The sequence below is a fragment of the Micromonospora sp. L31 genome (genome assembly GCF_052068075.1).
Classification (GTDB): Bacteria; Actinomycetota; Actinomycetes; order Mycobacteriales; family Micromonosporaceae; genus Micromonospora; species Micromonospora purpureochromogenes.
Genome location: NZ_JBQHDC010000012.1, coordinates 1 through 14,370 on the forward strand (window position 1 = coordinate 1; position 14,370 = coordinate 14,370).

General features: G+C 70.9%; 14 protein-coding genes. 9 read left to right on the forward strand and 5 right to left on the reverse strand.

The window, feature by feature from the left end; translation table 11 throughout:
- Window positions 1-760: 760 nt before the first annotated feature.
- Window positions 761-1,012 (reverse strand): SCO4848 family membrane protein, encoded by a 252-nt coding sequence (locus ACTMS9_RS25870; RefSeq protein WP_441166222.1) that lies wholly within the window; start codon window positions 1,010-1,012, stop codon window positions 761-763.
- Between the two features lie 135 nt (window positions 1,013-1,147).
- Window positions 1,148-1,612: a hypothetical protein gene (locus tag ACTMS9_RS25875; RefSeq protein WP_441166223.1), complete on the reverse strand. Its 465-nt coding sequence runs from the start codon at window positions 1,610-1,612 to the stop codon at window positions 1,148-1,150.
- A gap of 283 nt (window positions 1,613-1,895) precedes the next feature.
- Between ACTMS9_RS25875 and ACTMS9_RS25880 the strand changes: the two genes are divergently transcribed.
- From ACTMS9_RS25880 to ACTMS9_RS25905, 6 genes are all read left to right on the forward strand, one after another.
- Entirely contained in the window at window positions 1,896-2,333 is a 438-nt protein-coding gene (locus ACTMS9_RS25880; protein ID WP_441143963.1) for a PRC-barrel domain-containing protein, read from the forward strand.
- Window positions 2,334-2,383: 50 nt separating this feature from the next.
- Window positions 2,384-2,551, forward strand: coding sequence for a hypothetical protein (locus ACTMS9_RS25885; RefSeq protein WP_170285391.1), 168 nt, complete (start codon window positions 2,384-2,386; stop codon window positions 2,549-2,551).
- A 93-nt stretch (window positions 2,552-2,644) separates the two neighbouring features.
- Window positions 2,645-3,700, forward strand: coding sequence for a tryptophan--tRNA ligase (gene trpS / locus ACTMS9_RS25890; RefSeq protein ID WP_441143959.1), 1,056 nt, complete (start codon window positions 2,645-2,647; stop codon window positions 3,698-3,700).
- Between the two features lie 289 nt (window positions 3,701-3,989).
- On the forward strand, window positions 3,990-5,708 hold the full coding sequence (gene argS / locus ACTMS9_RS25895; RefSeq protein ID WP_441166224.1) for an arginine--tRNA ligase: 1,719 nt from the start codon (window positions 3,990-3,992) through the stop codon (window positions 5,706-5,708).
- A gap of 49 nt (window positions 5,709-5,757) precedes the next feature.
- On the forward strand, window positions 5,758-6,822 hold the full coding sequence (locus ACTMS9_RS25900) for a DUF3885 domain-containing protein (RefSeq protein ID WP_441166225.1): 1,065 nt from the start codon (window positions 5,758-5,760) through the stop codon (window positions 6,820-6,822).
- 266 nt (window positions 6,823-7,088) lie between these two features.
- A complete protein-coding gene (locus tag ACTMS9_RS25905) occupies window positions 7,089-7,517 on the forward strand; it encodes a protealysin inhibitor emfourin (RefSeq protein ID WP_441143955.1) in 429 nt (142 codons plus the stop codon).
- Between the two features lie 57 nt (window positions 7,518-7,574).
- Here the strand turns inward: ACTMS9_RS25905 and ACTMS9_RS25910 are convergent, their stop codons facing one another.
- The 3 genes from ACTMS9_RS25910 to ACTMS9_RS25920 all read right to left on the reverse strand — a co-directional run bounded on the left by ACTMS9_RS25910 (window position 7,575) and on the right by ACTMS9_RS25920 (window position 9,635).
- Window positions 7,575-8,420 carry an alpha/beta fold hydrolase gene (locus ACTMS9_RS25910; RefSeq protein ID WP_441166226.1) on the reverse strand — a complete coding sequence of 282 codons (846 nt, stop codon included), beginning with the start codon at window positions 8,418-8,420 and terminating at the stop codon, window positions 7,575-7,577.
- 110 nt (window positions 8,421-8,530) lie between these two features.
- Entirely contained in the window at window positions 8,531-9,049 is a 519-nt protein-coding gene (locus ACTMS9_RS25915; protein ID WP_441166278.1) for a phosphotransferase family protein, read from the reverse strand.
- Between the two features lie 61 nt (window positions 9,050-9,110).
- Window positions 9,111-9,635 carry a hypothetical protein gene (locus ACTMS9_RS25920; protein WP_441143953.1) on the reverse strand — a complete coding sequence of 175 codons (525 nt, stop codon included), beginning with the start codon at window positions 9,633-9,635 and terminating at the stop codon, window positions 9,111-9,113.
- Between the two features lie 223 nt (window positions 9,636-9,858).
- On the opposite strand from ACTMS9_RS25920, the gene ACTMS9_RS25925 reads away from it, so the two are divergent.
- From ACTMS9_RS25925 to ACTMS9_RS25935, 3 genes are all read left to right on the forward strand, one after another.
- The gene (locus ACTMS9_RS25925; RefSeq protein ID WP_441166227.1) at window positions 9,859-11,358 is read left to right on the forward strand and encodes a diguanylate cyclase domain-containing protein; all 1,500 of its coding nucleotides are present in this window, start codon (window positions 9,859-9,861) and stop codon (window positions 11,356-11,358) included.
- 284 nt (window positions 11,359-11,642) lie between these two features.
- The gene (locus ACTMS9_RS25930) at window positions 11,643-12,983 is read left to right on the forward strand and encodes a hypothetical protein (protein WP_441166228.1); all 1,341 of its coding nucleotides are present in this window, start codon (window positions 11,643-11,645) and stop codon (window positions 12,981-12,983) included.
- 734 nt (window positions 12,984-13,717) lie between these two features.
- Window positions 13,718-14,281, forward strand: coding sequence for a dihydrofolate reductase family protein (locus ACTMS9_RS25935; RefSeq protein WP_441166279.1), 564 nt, complete (start codon window positions 13,718-13,720; stop codon window positions 14,279-14,281).
- The last annotated feature ends 89 nt before the right edge of the window (window positions 14,282-14,370 follow it).

Sequence of the window (14,370 nt, forward strand, 5' to 3'; positions counted from 1 at the left end):
CCAGTCCGGGGTATAAATCATAATTGGCACTGGCTTTTCAAGCACCCTGTTGAGTTCTCAAAGAACAACCACACACCGCCCGGAAACCCCCCGAAGAGGACCCCCGACCCGGGGCATATTCACTCTGTCGCGACCAGCGCTTTCCGCGCCGGGCACTTTTACTACGCTACCTCACCGTCTTCCCCGTGTCAACCGGTGTGTCCCGGTCTATCACGCTTCGTACGGGTTGGCGCCCACGACCACGCGCAGCGGTCACCCGCAGCGCTTGATCATCGGATTTGGCAGGCCGGCCGCTGCGGTCTCCCGCACGCTCGCCCGGTGCCCTGCCGGTCGACAACCTTACCCGGTCGGTTCCGCCTCGCCAAATCCGCCTCGCAGCGTCTTCGGGGCACCGCCCGGTCCCAGGTTCCGAGGAGTACGACCCTCGTTGCCGGGAGCTCATTCCCGCGCTCCGGCCTCCAGGTCTTTCGCCCTGTTTCGTCCGTTCCGCGCTGGCAGAGAGAAAGTTACGCGTCTGCGGGTTTGATCGTCAAATCCGGGGGTAGCGTCCCCCGTCACATCATCTTCCCTCAACTATCCCCGCAGGTCAGGCGTTTCGCGCCGGCCCGCCGGAGGTCGAGGTCCCGCCGACAGGGGTAGCAACACACGGGGTGGACGGAAGATTCCGGGGCGCCGCTGAAGGCTTGACACCGCGGGTGATCGAGGGACCGGCGCGACGGCGGCTCCAGCGCGGCATGTTCCAGCGCGGCGTCCGGGCGGGTCAGGCGGACCGCCGGCGGGCGGCGAGCCAGCCGCGTACGCCGAGCACGCCGACGGTGGTGCCGATCGCCAGCGACGTGGCGATCAGCAGGGCGTGCACCCAGAGGAAGCTGGTCGGTGTGCCGTCGCCGACCGTGCCGGTCGACCAGGCGCGCGGGTCGTTCCAGATGGCGACCGCGAACCGGGGCCAGATCACCCAGCTCCACACCCCGACCGCGACGAGGAAGACGGACCAGCCACGGGAGAGCACCATGGCTGGCCAGTATGCCAGCGGACGACGCCCGGCCGACCGGTACCGGCAGGTCAGTAGGCCGCCCACCGGTGCGAAGGAGCGGCCGCTCAGCCCCGGAGCCCGCGACGAGCACTGGACCCCGGGGACCGGGAGCGGTCAGAAGCAGGTGCCGATGCCGCCGATCGCCGGGTTCGCCCGGTCGTGGTAGTGCACGGTGCCGTCCGGGTCGGCCAGCAGCGCGCCCCAGATGATGCAACCACCGCGGACGTACGCCCGGGTGGGACCGGCCGCGTACAGCCGGTTTCCGTCGTCGGTCTGGGTGGGCAGGTACTGGGCGGCGAGGTAGACCTGGGTACGGGTCAGCATGCCGACGTACGCCGCCTTCACCGTCACCGTGCAGCCGTACCCGGTCACCGGGTGGTAGAGCAGGTGCACGGTGCCGAGCCGGGTCCCGGTCGTCTGGTTGCGGATGGGGTCCTGGTCGATCTGGCTGTAGCCGAGACCGCAGAGCGACTGCGCGGTGTACGGGTTGACCGCCGCCTGCGCCGACGCCCCTCCGGCGCCGACGAGACCCACCGCCAGGGCCGTCACGATTCCGATACGCCGAATGGTGCGAAACATCTGCGTCCCCTTTCTCGGTGCTGCCGGATGCAGGACCAGAATCGTCGGCGGCACCCGCGAGACGAATGTGTCAAGTGGACACTGCCCCACCCCGGCGGGTGTGCGTGGAAACGATCACAGCGCCGCTGACCTGGGGTCCGACGTCGGAGGAAATAGACGTTCACCGAATATGACGTACTTCGCACCGCGCGCATTCGCGTGACGAAGAATTGCCGTACCGTTTCCCGCGCGCGCGGGCGGGGCACTTCGGAGGTGGACGACGACGAATCGGAGGTGTCCGCAGATGCAGCCGTTCAACCCGTGGACCTGGCGCGATCCGGCGGCGCTCGCCGGCGGGTACGACCGGGCGGACCCGGGCGAGGAGCCCCGGCGGCGGAGCGAGCACGACGGGCCCGACGCTCCCGGCCCGGGGACCCCGGTGGATCTGGTGGGCTACCGGGTGGAGGCCACCGACGGCCGGATCGGCGCGATCGACGAGGCCAGCGACGACGCCGACGCCCGCTACCTGGTGGTGGACACCGGGCCGTGGATCTTCGGCCGCAAGGTGCTGCTGCCGGTGGGCACGATCGCCCGGGTCGACCACCTGGAGCGGGTGGTGCACGTCGACCGCACCCGGGAGCAGGTCAAGGAGTCGCCGGCCTTCGACCCGGACGCGTTCGGCGAGCCGGACTACCGCCGCCGGGTGGGCAGCTACTACGAGGAGAGCTACCGCAGGGGCTGACCCGATCGGCCGGGCCCCACGATCCGCGTCGGTGCGGTTACCGTGGACGCATGGTCCGGCCGGTCATCCTCGCGCCGGAGGCCGTCGACGGCCTCCCGCGTGACCTCCTGCCGTCCTTTCCGAGCGGCCCCGGCGACGGCCGGGAGCGGATCCTCGACGTGCTTCGTGCCGGTGGGTTGCGGTTCCGCGCCGGCGCGCGATGGCGGTTCGTGCTCTGACGAGCCGACCCCACCGACCCTCAGGCGACCACGCCCCGGGTCGATCGCGCGCGTGCGCGTCCCGTCAATCCTCGGCACGAAAGGCCCATCACCATGTCCGTTGCACGGATGCTCACCGGGGACCGCCCCACCGGGCGGCTGCACCTCGGTCACTACGTCGGCAGCATCGCCAACCGGGTGGCGCTGCACCGGCGGTACGAGAGCTACTTCATCATCGCCGACCTGCACATGCTGACCACCCGCCACCGCCGCGAGGACATCGCCCAGGTGTCCCGTAACGCCCGGGAGATGGTCACCGACGTCCTGGCGTGCGGGGTCGACCCGACCCGGGCCACGTTCTACCTCCAGTCCGCCATCCCCGAGGTCGGGGACCTGAACACGCTGTTCCAGAACCTGGTGACCGTGCCGCGCCTGGAACGGGTGCCGTCGGTGCGGGAGATGGCCCGGGACGCCGGCCGGGCGGAAATCCCGTACGGGCTGCTGGGTTATCCCGTCCTCCAGGCCGCCGACATCCTCTGCATGAAGGCGCAGGTGGTGCCGGTCGGCAAGGACAACGCGGCGCACGTCGAGGTGACCCGCGAGATCGCCCGCCGCTTCAACCACCTGTACGGCGAGGTCTTCCCGGTACCGGAGATGATCGCCTCCGACACGCCCACCCTGGTCGGCACCGACGGTCAGGGAAAGATGAGCAAGAGCAGGGGAAACGCCATCGCGATCGCCGACGACGCGGCGACCGTGCGCCGCAAGGTGATGGCCATGTACACCGACCCGAACCGGGTCCGCGCCGACGTGCCGGGCACCGTCGAGGGCAACCCGGTCTTCGCGTACCACGACGTGTTCAACCCGGACCGCGCGGCGGTGGGGGAGCTCAAGGACCGCTACCGGGCCGGTCGGGTCGGCGACGTCGAGGTCAAGGAGGCCCTGGCGGCGGCGCTGAACCGGTTCCTCGACCCGATCCGGGAGCGTCGCGCCCGGATCGAGGCTGATGCCGGCCTGGTCGACCAGCTGATCGTCGACGGCACCGAGCGGACCCGTGAGCAGGTCCGCCGGACCGTGGTCGAGGTCCGCCGGGCGATGGGGCTGACCGGGGCGTACCAGCAGGTGCGGCGCCGGGCCGAGCGCGCCCGCAAGGCCGCCGCCACTGCCTGACGGCGACGGTACGGCCACCGGGCCGGCCGGGGAACGCGGTGTACGCGTCGCCGGCCGGCCCGCTAGGCTCTCCGGCATGACCAGCGCGCCTGCCCACACCACCGGACCGTCCTGTGACGTCCAGGTCGGTGCGGAGCGACGCCGGCGATCCGTCGCCCGCCCGCGCTGACCTTTTCCCTGCGACCGGCGGATCGAGCCGCCGGTCATCGCCGTTCGTCCTCGGTCCGCCCACATTCTCCCGTGTCCAGATCCGCGTGACCGCGCGGATCCGAGCGAGATCGGCGTACCCATGGATCTTGAAAGGCTGCTCACCGACCGGCTGGCGCCGGCGTTCGCGACCGTGGCCGGCGGCCCGGTCGACCCCCTGGTGCGGCGCTCCCCGCGCGCGGACTTCCAGTCCGACGCCGCGCTGGCGCTGGCCCGGCGGCTCGGACGCCCACCGCGCGACATCGCCGCCGCGGTGCTGGACCAGGCGGAGCTGGACGACGTCTGCGCGACCGCCGAGGTCTCCGGGCCGGGCTTCCTCAACCTGACGGTGGCCGACCGGACGCTGGCCGCGCTGGTCTCCGGGCTGGCCGGCGACGACCGGCTCGGCGTGCCGGTGGCGCCCGCGCCGGAGACCGTGGTGGTCGACTACTCGGCGCCGAACGTGGCCAAGGAGATGCACGTGGGGCACCTGCGCTCCACGGTCATCGGCGACGCCGCGGTCCGGCTGCTCGACTGGCTCGGGCACCGGGTGGTGCGGGTCAACCACCTGGGGGACTGGGGCACCCCGTTCGGGATGCTGATCGAGCACCTGGTCGACCTGGGCGAGGCCGAGGCGACGCAGGAGCTGTCGATGGGCGACCTCGACTCGTTCTACAAGGCGGCCCGGGTGAAGTTCGACGCCGACGAGGCGTTCCGGGAGCGGTCGCGGCAGCGGGTGGTCGCGTTGCAGGGCGGCGACGAGCGGACGCTGCGGCTGTGGCGGCTGCTGGTGGAGCAGTCCGAGCGGTACTTCCTGACCGTGTACGAGCTGCTCGACGTGACGCTGACCCGGGACGACTTCCGGGGCGAGAGCGCGTACAACGACCGGCTGGGCGGGGTCGTCGACGAGCTGGACCGGCTCGGGCTGCTGCGCCCCAGCGACGGCGCGGACTGCGTCTTCCCGCCCGGGTTCACCGGCCGGGACGGCGAGCCGTTGCCGCTGATCGTGCGCAAGGGCGACGGCGGTTACGGCTACCCGGCCACCGACCTGGCGGCGCTGCGGCACCGGACCGACGACCTCGGCGCGACCCGGCTGCTCTACGTCGTCGGCCTGCCGCAACGGCAGCACTTCGCGATGCTCTTCGCCGTCGCCGAGGCCGCCGGGTGGCTGCGCCCGCCGACCCGGGCCGTGCACCTCGGCTTCGGCTCGATCCTCGGCTCCGACGGGCGGATGCTGCGCAGCCGGGCCGGCGGCTCGGTGAAGCTGGTCGGGCTGCTGGAGGAGGCGGTCGTCCGGGCCACCGAGCTGGCCCGGGCCAAGAACCCCGAGCTGGACGCCGAGGCCGCCGCCGAGATCGGCCGGGCCGTCGGCGTCGGCGCGATCAAGTACGCCGACCTGGCCACCGACCGGGCCCGGGACTACGTGCTGGACTGGGAGCGGATGCTCTCCCTGGACGGCAACACCGCGCCCTACCTCCAGTACGCGTACTCGCGGATCCGGTCGGTCTTCCGGCGGGCCGGGACGGACGCGCGGCCGGACGCGGCGGTCCTGCTCACCGAACCGGCGGAGCGGGCGCTGGCGTTCGAGCTGCTCGGCTTCGCCGGGGTGGTCGCCGAGGTGGAGCGGAGTCTGGAGTTCCACCACCTGGCCGGCTACCTGCACCGGCTGGCCAGCACGTTCAGCGCCTTCTACGAGCGCTGCCCGGTGCTGCGCGCCTCCGGCGAGCTGCGGGAGAGCCGGCTGGTGCTCGCCGACCTCACCGCCCGGACACTGCGGCAGGGGCTGCACCTGCTCGGCATCCGGACCGTCGAACGGATGTGACGCAGCACGGCGGGCGCGTGGTCACGGCCGGGTCTGCCATGATCCGGCCGTGACGCAGCGATGGGCGACGCTGGCGGAGATCGGCGCGGCGCGGGACCGGTTCGAAGGTGAGCTGCGCTGGCGACGGCCGGTGCTGCACGGCATCGGCTTCCCGTCGGTGGACCTGGCGTATCCGCGCTCCCCGGAGGACATCTGCTTCCTGCGGGTCAACGGCGCCGGGAACGTGCTGCCCGCCGCCGTGCTGGCCACCGTCGTCGGCTGGCACGGCGGCACGGGCTCGGTCCGGGTGACCCAGGAGCAGCTCGGCACGGCGATCGCCCTGCTGGCGCCGGCCGAGGCGTGCACCGACGTGCCGCACCCCAACCTGGCGGTCTGGCGCGAGGTGTACGGCTGGTCGTGGGGTGACGACGGCGAGGACCTGGTGGCGGTCTTCGACGCCGACCCGGACGAGCCGACCGACGACCCGTACGTGCGGACGCTGCGCGAGGTGGCGGCGTCCGGGCGGCAGGACGTGCCGAAGGGCGAGGTCCGCTGCTGGCCGCAGGGCGGCGGCGGGGAGCTGCGGGCCGCCTGGGAGGCGCGCTGGCCCCAGCTCCCGCCGATCTTCCGTTCCCTGCCGGTGGAGCCGGACCGCTCGGTCCGCTTCCACTCGCTGCCCGGCTCGAAGCGGTACGCCGACACCGACGAGGAGTACGCGACCATCCTGCACCGGCACGACACGGTGCTGGCCGAGCTGGGCGCCACCGACCTGGTGGTGATCACCGTAGAGGTGCTGGGCACCCCGACACCCGGCCGCCGGCAGCCGGTCCTGGCCGAGCTGCTGCCCGAGGCGGAGTGCTGGTCGGTCTTCTCCTGGCCGGATCTGGAGCCCGAACTCTGCTTCGGCCACGCGTACGCCAGCCGGGTCGACTGGCGGCCGGGACGCCTCGACGACCTGCTGCGCCGGGTCGCCGACGACGAGGTCGACCACGTGATCATCGCGCCGCCGGACCTGAGCTGGCTCTACGCGCCGTACGACGGCGGGGCGGACGTGCTGCTGCCCACCCGGGAGGGCCGGGACGAGCTGCGGGAGCGGCACCCGGACTGGCTCTCGGCCCACCCGTCGGGGCGGTGACCGGGCGGGCAGCCTAACCGGCGGAAAAAGCCGGGAAATGAATTCTTTAAATGGGCTGACACAATCGCAACAAATTGCACCGGTCGCACTGTCCGCTTGGGACTTACGGCCCATGGATCGGTTGTCGCGCCGGTGCTAGAAATGTCGCGACAAGGAACGGGCGAACGAGCCGGCCGACAACAACCGGCGGCCCGGTCCGGGCATCGCGACCGCTGATTCCCGGATCCGCCGCGTTCCACCATTCCCACGAGGAAAGGGGTTCAGCCATGTCTGCCATGCTGCGCGCCATCGGCCGGATCATCACGGCGTTCGCGCTGCTCACCGGGGCCGGAGCCGGCACGCTCGCGGCCGCCGCGCCGGCCCGGGCCGCCTGGAACGACGCCTACCAGGTGACCGTCGCCCGCACCGGCGGATTCGCCGGGGTCAACGAGCAGTACCCGGTTTCCGCCGGCACGGTGCACATCTACACCGCTGATCTGCTGGCCACGGCCAGCACCCGCGAATTCCGCCGCCTCTCGCCGGCGTACCCGGCGGGTCCGGGCGCCGACCGGTTCCACTACACCGTCACCGTGACCTACCGCAACGGAGTCACGAAGACGGTGTCCACCGAGGACGGCGCGCCGGCGCCGGAGGTGCTGTGGCAGGTCATCGACATGACGATGCAGATCAGCCGGGAAATCGCGCCGGTGAGCTGATCCCCTGCGGCGCGCCGGCCGGTCCGTGGCACGCGGACCGGCCGGCGGTTCACCCGCTCATCGGTCGGCCGACAGGAAACCCTCCACCGACGAGGCGAAGGCGGTCGGGTCGTCGACCCAGGGAAAGTGCCCCGCCCTCGGCTGCACCAGCACCTCGGCGCGGGCGAACAGGCGGGCCAGCTCCCGCACTGCCGTGACCGTCGGCCAGATGTCGTACTCGCCGGCCACCAGCAGGGTCGGCGCCGGCAGGGTGGCCAGCCGGGCGGGCAGCGCCGGGTCCGGGGTGAAGCCGGCGTAGAAGCCGTCGGTGGCGGGCGCAGAGAACTGGGCCGGCTCGGCGGACGCCTGCGCCCGGGCCGCCGCGTCCCACCGGCCGTACAGCAAGGGGGCGGCGAGCCAGCGGTAGCGCTGCTGCTCCTCTTCGGTGCTGGCGTCGGCGTGCAGCGCGGCCACCGCCTCGGCGTACCAGGGTTCGTGCGCCCGCTTCGCGAGGACGTCGGCCACGGCGAGGTCCGACTGGATGTCCACCACCCGCAGTGACGGCGCCACCAGGACGAGGTGGTCCAGCCGCTGCGGGTGCCGGTCCGCGTAGAGCAGGCAGATGCCGCCGCTGGCGGAGTGCCCGAGCAGGTCCATCAGGTCGAGTGCCAGGTGGCGGCGCAGCGCCTCGACGTCGTCCACCAGCCGGTCGACGCGGTAGCTCGCCGGATCGGCCGGAACCTCCGACGCGCCCGTCCCCCGGTTGTCGAGCAGGATCAACGTCCTGGTCGCGCTCAAGCCCCCCAGCTCGGCCAGGTATTCGACCACCTGGCCCGGCCCGCCGGGGACGCAGACCAGCGGTGGACCGGAACCGACGCGCCGGTAGGCCAGTTCCGTGCCGTCTGAGGATCGAAAGCGCTGCATGGCGCCCCATCCTGCCACCGACGGCTCGGCGGCTTGCCCGCCGTGGGCATCAGCGCTACCTGCCCACCCGAGCCTGGCACGCGGGCGCGCGGCCGTCGCCGGACCGCGGGTCAGTCCGGCCTCGATTCGAGATGCCCGGTCAGGTACGTCAGGGACGCGGTGATGTCCTCGCCGGTGCCGTGCGGTCGGCGCAACTCGCCGACGTAGACGGCGATGTCGGCGAGCTTCCACCACAGTGGGTAGAGGTCGAGAACAGCCGGCGTGAGGTTCCGGCCGGTTGCCCGCGGGTAGCGCGCGAGGATCTCCTCGTCGTCGCCGACCGGGTCCTCGCCCACCATCCGGGCGAGGGCGCCGGTGAGCATCCACAGATCCCGTTCGGCCGGGGCGATCCGCACGGTGTCCCAGTCGATGAGCCGCAGTCCGTCGGGTGTCCGCATGACGTTGCCGGGATGGAGTTCGCCGTGCGTGAGCACCCAGTCCGCCTCGGTGGCGCGTACCCGCTCGACGCGCCGGTCGAACTCGGCGAGCAACCCTTCGACGTGCCCGGCGTGGGCGGACAGCAGCTTGCGGGCGGATTCGCCGTACGGCCCGCCGGCGTCCCGGCCGGTCTGTCTCTCATGCGCCGCGATTCTGCCCCGGCCGGGCGCACCGTCGCAGGTCGATTTCCCGTGGGTCGACCCCGGGCCGGGCCTAACGGCTCGGAGTCGCCTTCACGCCCGGGCTTGCCCCTTGGCCCGGGCCGGTCACCACGGCGCCCACGATCCCGACCACCGTGGCGAGCAGGATCGCCCCGACGGCGATCGCCACGGCCGCGAGCATGCCCCGTGGTCCCCGTCCGGTGGGATCGAGCGGGTGACAGGTACGGACAGCCGGTGCCCCTCGCCGCGCACCGCCTGCCTGGGCCGGGGTCGGCCCGGCCTCCGTCGCCCGCGGCCAGGTCAGCGCCGAAGCGGGCGGGTGCACGACCGGCGTCGGCTCGTCGTACGGCTCGGGAGCGGGGGACGGCGCCGGTTCCTCGGAGTACCGGTCGGCAACGTCGACGAACCGGCGGACCAGCGAGGCACCCCGGAAGTCGTGCTCGGCGGCGCAGTGCAGGCAGACGTAGTCGGTCGTCGACCGGTCACAGCGCGGACACAGGCCCGCGGGGTTCAGGGCGTCGTCCCGGTCGGGCAGCGCGTCCCACCCGGGGCGGCTGTCATCGGTGGAACCCGTCACCTCGTCCTCACCGTACGGGCCGGGAGCGGCCGGCGCATCGACGGCGATCCGCTCGCACCGTCCGTCCCGCGCACCGTATCCCGCCGGATGCGGGGCCGCCATCCGTCAATCCCGCTGGCCGGGACGGTGGAGGTGGACGGTTCATGTGGCGAGGGGTGGGCTCGCGTCGATGTAGCGAAACCGGTGGTTGGCGGCTGTCGATCACCGCCTTACCGTGTTGGCCGTGAGCGTGTTCGACGGAGTCGACTGGGAAGCGCGCCCGATGGGCCGGTATCGCGGCCTGCACTCGGTGCCGGGCGGTCTCGGCCTGAGCCTCGCCTACCTGACGCTCTGCCTGACCGGCATCGCGGTCTATCCGTACCTGTCCGACGCACAGCGGATGGTCGACTACCTCGTCCTGTCGTTCGCGACGGTCCCCGCCGTCGTGGTCGGGCTGAACCGGACACCCGCCGACAGCCGCAAGCCCATCTGGTTCCTACTCGCCGCGCTGGTCAGCTTCAACGCCGGCAACGTGGCCTGGTACTGGTACGTCTTCGCGATGGGGCTGCCGAGCGGCGACGGCACGATCGCGGGAATCTTCGCGGCGCTGGCCCAGGTCTTCATGTTCTCCGGTGCGATCACGATCGTCGCGCGGCGCGGTCGTGACGACGTCGGCGGGTTGATCGACAGCACCATCGTGGCGATGGCGGTCGGCGGTGTGATCTGGAGTTTCCTGCTCCTGCCGCAGCTGCGGGAGGTCGCCGCCGCGCAGGTGTCGCAGATCGCGACGTGCGTGACGGTCTTCATGCTGACCGGCATCTTCGGTTGCCTGACCCGGCTGCTGCTCACGGCCAGGGAGTTCATTTCTGCGCTGTGGTTCCTGGTCGCGGCGATGGGCTTCTCGCTGGCCGGGGTGATCACCGTCGCGCTGGTGGTCGTACCGGGATCCGGTTCGCGACCCGCGTACACCGACATGATCTACCTGGCCGGCTACACGGCGGTGGGGTTGTGCGGGCTCGCCCGGTCGGTGGTACGCCTGCTCCAGCCCGGTCCGGCGCCGAAGGACGACCTGAGCAAGGGGCGGCTGGTCTTCCTCGGGCTCGCGCTGTGCGCCATGCCCGCCGTGGGCGCTGCCAGTGAGCTGTCCGGCCGGGACGTCGACACGGCCCTGCTGGCCGTCAGTACGGCCGCGGTGACCCCGCTGGTCATGCTCCGGATCTGGGGCGTGTGGTCGGAGCGGATGCGGGTCCTCCGGTACCAGGCGAGCTTCGACCCCGTCACCAACCTGCCGAACCGTCACGAGTTCGCCAACCGGTTGGACGCCGCGCTCGCGGTCGGTCGCCCGGTGGTCGTGCTCTTCTGTGATCTGGACGGGTTCAAGGCCGTGAACGACCGGTACGGCCACACCGGCGGCGATCAACTACTGATCCAGGTGGCCGAGCGGCTGGGCCGTTGCCTGCGCCCGGGCGACACGGTGAGCCGATTCGGCGGCGACGAGTTCGTCGTCATCTGTGTCGACATGGAGCGCTACGACGCGACGGAGCTGTGCCTGCGCATCGAGACGGCCTTCCGCGAGCCGTTCGCGGTCGACGGTGAACCGGTCGTGATCGGAGCGAGCATCGGCATGGTCTGCAACGACCGCGCCGAGAACGGTGAGCAGTTGATCCAGCGGGCGGACGCCGCGATGTACACGGCCAAGCAGGGGCGCCAACAGGTCCCCGGCGTACGGACCAGCGTGGCCTGACCCGGGCCGGCTCCGGGTGGGTGATGCCGGTTTGCCGAATGTCATCGACACTGGGCTTTCGGCGGCAGAGGTGACGGCAGGAATTGGTGGTTGTTGGCGCTCGAGGTGCCCGGTATCCGCTCCGCAATAACGTAGGGACAACACTTCTCCGCGGCATCCACTATGCTCCGACGGGTCGCGCCGGCGGCGGCGGGGAATTGACCCGCGCGATTCATGGTCGGCGTCGACCAATCAGACAACCGGAAGTCACCGCGTAACCTCGGACCGTTCGGAGGCCCTCAACGATGGCCCGCCCAAGGACGCGACAGTCCGTCGCGATCATCGCGCTCGCGCTCTCACTCGCCGGCGTCGTCTCGGTACCGGCCCCCGCCTCGGCCGCATTCAGCCAACCCCTTTCCATATCACCGGCGGGGTACGACTCCTACGATCAGCAACAGACCTACGACCGGCAGGGCGACGCGCTCTTCGTCTGGGTGCGTGAATCCCACACCTATCCGCACCCGCGGTACGTCGAGTTCAAATCCCGCAGCTACAACGGCCGATGGGGCACCACGACCACCCTCTCCCCGGCCGGCCAGGCCCCGCACAGCCCACAGGTCGCGCTCGATGACGACGGCGACGCGATCGTGGCGTGGCGCGCGTACAACGGCGTCGACAACAGCATCTATGCGCGGAGAATCGCCAAGAGTGGCACCCTCGGACCGCTCATCACGGTCTCGGCGGGCGGGGTGCAGGCCCACGGCACCAACGTGGCCATCGACTCCGACGGCGACGCCGTGGTGACCTGGGCCGAGTGGCACGACGACGGCAGGGTCCTTCCGATGATGCGTCGGTACAGCAGCAGCGGGTCGCTGTCGCCCGCCGTCGTGCTGGCGTCGACTCCGGCAGATGCGGAAGCGCCGGCGGTGGCGTACGACCGCGAAGGCGACGCCGTCCTCGCCTGGGCCAACGACAACGTCGTGCAGGCCCGCACGCTCAGCGCTGACGGGACCATCAGTGAGCTCAAGACCGTGTCCGCGCCCCTCTCGCCGATCGACCGTCACTTCACGGCCAAGGTGACGGTGGACCGGGACGGCGACGCACTCGTGACCTGGCGCCACTGGAGCGACCAGGGTCAGAGCACGTCGGTCTGGGGTCGCTGGGTGGCCCGCGACGGGACCGTCGGCAACGTCCGTCGGCTCACCCCCGCACTGCACACGGACGTGGTGAACCACTCGGTCGCCGGCGACCTCGACGGCGACATGCTGCTGACCTGGGACCTGTTCTCCACCGGGCACCTGTACTCCGTGGCCATCAGTCCGGCGCAAACGGTGGGGCAGCCGGTGCTGCTGTCGACCTGGGGCCGTCTGCACTCGGTGCGCGTCGACGACGACGGTGACGGCATCGTGGTCTGGCAGGGGAAGGGCCTCAACAACTCGGTCGGCAGCGTGGAGGCACGTCGCGTGACCCGGTCGGGCACCTTCGGCACCACGGAGGTGATCGTGGGGATCGGTGTCGATCCGACAGTCGCGGTGACCCCTACGGGACGCGCTGCCGTCGCCTGGGAACGGCGGTTCCAGGTCGATCTGCAGATCCAGGTGAGCGTCGACCCCTACTTCGTCACCACTCAGGGAATCCGTTCCTAGACCGTCTTCTGGGCTGTCGATGGAGAGGGGTCCGGCCGGACGGCCGGACCACTTCCGCTGTCCCTGGTCCGGAGAGACGTGTGGCTACCCGAGCGGCTGTCTCGACGTATCGCCCATGGGCTTGGTACACAGCACGTCGGGCATGGGCAGATACCCGAGTGTCTGCCAGAACCTGCTGCGGCGGCCATGTCCCGTGCGCTGTTCGGGCAGTGAGGCACCCGGTGGCTCCCAGCCTGGCTCCCACGCCCACTCGAAGCCTGGCGGACACGAAGAAGCCGTCAACCCTGCCGTTCGGCTGGTCGAGGGCTTCTTCCTGCTCGGTGCGCCCGAAGGGACTCGAACCCCTAACCTTCTGATCCGTAGGAGCGTTCCGCATCCGCTGCTACCCGCCTCGCCTGCCCGCTGGCTCGTGGCCGGCGTTCATCCGGTGGCGGCTGTGGGCGTCGTGCTGGGGTCAGGCTGGGGTCAGAAACTGGCAGCTTGGGAAATCGAGCGAAGCCATCATGAAGGCATCTTCGCCGCGTGTAAATGCCTCGACCAATGCCCGCGGGTGACCGTGGTTTACCCGCCCTAATGGCACGCTAATGGCACGAACCAAGGTGTACGGGACGAGCGGCTTGGAAGTCTTGAGCGAGGGTCAGGAGCCGGTCCGTATGAACAGATTGCGCACCGATCAGTTTCCTCCGCTCGACTGGTCTAGTCTTCCGAGACCGACTGACGGAAGGCATGGCGCTATGCGGAAACTGATCTACGGCATGAACCTGACCCTGGACGGCTACATTTCCGCGCCCGGCGACGACCTCGGCTGGAGCGGGCCGAGCGATGAGCTGTTCCAGTGGTGGCTCGATCAGGAGCGGGTGATCAGCCTGTTTCTGTATGGGCGCCAACTGTGGGAGACCATGAGCGCCTACTGGCCGACCGGCGACCAGCAGCCGGGCGTCACCCCGGCGCAGATCGAGTTCGCGCGGAACTGGCGGGACACGCCGAAGGTGGTGTTCTCCTCAACGATCGACAAGGTCGACTGGAACACTCGCCTGGTCACCGGCGACGCGATCGCCGAGATCACCCGGCTCAAGGCCGAGGACGGCGGGCCGATGAGGGTCGGTGGCGCAACGCTCGCCGGGGCGGTCATGCGGGCCGGGCTGATCGACGAGTACGAGATCGTCACCCATCCGGCCCTCGTGGGCGGCGGCACACCGTTCTTCAGTGCGCTGGACGGCTGGGTGAACCTGAACCTGGTGGAGACGCGGACGTTTCCCGGCGGCGTGATCCTGACCAGGTACGAGACGAAGCGCTGAGCGCGATTCCTTCACGAAAAGCTTGTCTGAGGGAGCGAAGGCCCTGCGGATCTCGCACCGGTACCGGCCGAAGTTCACGCCATGGACGG

Excerpts from the sequence above, each read along its gene's own strand:
- ACTMS9_RS25875 (WP_441166223.1), bottom strand. The coding sequence starts at position 1,612 with ATGTTTCGCACCATTCGGCGTATCGGAATCGTGACGGCCCTGGCGGTG.
- ACTMS9_RS25880 (WP_441143963.1), top strand. The coding sequence starts at position 1,896 with ATGCAGCCGTTCAACCCGTGGACCTGGCGCGATCCGGCGGCGCTCGCC.
- ACTMS9_RS25910 (WP_441166226.1), bottom strand. The coding sequence starts at position 8,420 with ATGCAGCGCTTTCGATCCTCAGACGGCACGGAACTGGCCTACCGGCGC.
- ACTMS9_RS25885 (WP_170285391.1), top strand. The coding sequence starts at position 2,384 with ATGGTCCGGCCGGTCATCCTCGCGCCGGAGGCCGTCGACGGCCTCCCG.
- trpS (WP_441143959.1), top strand. The coding sequence starts at position 2,645 with ATGTCCGTTGCACGGATGCTCACCGGGGACCGCCCCACCGGGCGGCTG.
- argS (WP_441166224.1), top strand. The coding sequence starts at position 3,990 with ATGGATCTTGAAAGGCTGCTCACCGACCGGCTGGCGCCGGCGTTCGCG.
- ACTMS9_RS25870 (WP_441166222.1), bottom strand. The coding sequence starts at position 1,012 with ATGGTGCTCTCCCGTGGCTGGTCCGTCTTCCTCGTCGCGGTCGGGGTG.
- ACTMS9_RS25930 (WP_441166228.1), top strand. The coding sequence starts at position 11,643 with ATGGCCCGCCCAAGGACGCGACAGTCCGTCGCGATCATCGCGCTCGCG.
- ACTMS9_RS25935 (WP_441166279.1), top strand. The coding sequence starts at position 13,718 with ATGCGGAAACTGATCTACGGCATGAACCTGACCCTGGACGGCTACATT.
- ACTMS9_RS25905 (WP_441143955.1), top strand. The coding sequence starts at position 7,089 with ATGTCTGCCATGCTGCGCGCCATCGGCCGGATCATCACGGCGTTCGCG.